Annotated in this window: 1 protein-coding gene; it reads right to left on the reverse strand. The window is 64.6% G+C overall.

Annotation, left to right across the window (positions count from 1 at the left end):
- Positions 1–1134, reverse strand: a 1134-nt coding sequence (locus D7D26_RS11950; RefSeq protein WP_199674793.1) for a YadA C-terminal domain-containing protein, incomplete at both ends; no start/stop codon positions are given.

Here is a 1134-nt window from a genome sequence, read left to right on the forward strand (position 1 = left end):
TGCCGATCTTCCACGTCAGCCCGGCGTTGGCCATCGACTCGCCGTGGTGGGTGACGGACACTCCGGCGTGCACCATAAAGTCTTCTTTCACGTAGTGCGCCCAGCCGAGGGCCAGGGCGTATTCGCCTTTGTAGGCTCCGAAGCCGGCCATGAGCTGGCTGGGTTCGACGGGGTCGTAGTGCATCGGTTTGAGCGCGGACAGGGCCGAGCCGAGCGCTCCGGTGGTCTTGATGCTGCTTCTCAGTTCGCCCATCTGGTTGTAGACGTTGCCGAAGTTGTTGTAGACTTTGCCGAACTGGCGGTCTACGGCGCTCAAGGCGTCGCCGACGGTGTTGTAGCTGCCGCCGTTCACGTACTTGAACTTGTAGGTGGGGGCGGAGACGGTGCCGTCGGGGGTGACGGAGGAGCCGCCGCCGAGGTGGGTGGCGACGCTGCTCGAAGCCTTCCACAGCTGCGCTCCATTGACTGCGTCATAGCTGTCGGAACTGATGTTCCCCGCGCCGACGTTGGTGACTTTCTCTTTCTTCGCGTCGAAGCCTTTGGCGGTGACTTTGCCGGCAAAATTCGGCGCGTCGACGACGCTCACGGTGACGTCTTTGCCGTTATTGGTGCGGGTGACGGTGACGTTCCTGCCGTTTTTGAACTGGACTGTGTCGCCGTTGCCGATGGGGGTGGCGGTGTCTCCGTTGGTCTGGAGGTTCCAGGCGCCGCTGCCGCCGCTGCCGTTGGCGATGGCGTCGAGGATGTCCTGGTGCAGGCCGATGGTGACGACGCCGCCGGCGGGGGTGGTGGTGACGTTGGTGACGATCTGGTTGGAGGCGCCGACGAACTGGATGTTGGGGGTCTGGTTCTGGGCGAGGGTGACGGTGTGGCTGTGGGGGGTGCTCGCTCCGTCGCTGACGCTGAACTTTGCGGAGATGTTGGTGATGGGTGCGGTGGTGGTGTTGATCAGGGTCTGGAGTTTGGCGGGGTCGAGGCCGACTCTGAGGGTGCGTCCGCTGACGGCGGTGGTGATGACGTCGCCTGTGGGGATGATGTCGAGGCGTTTGTGCGCGCTGTCGAGGAGGATGCCGGGGGCGCTTCCGTGGGGGTCGGCGCCGATGGTGTAGGTGGCGTTCTGTCCCGCGGCGAGGG

Origin of the sequence: Pyramidobacter sp. CG50-2, from assembly GCF_003612005.1 — a bacterium.
Lineage (GTDB): Bacteria > Synergistota > Synergistia > Synergistales > Dethiosulfovibrionaceae > Pyramidobacter.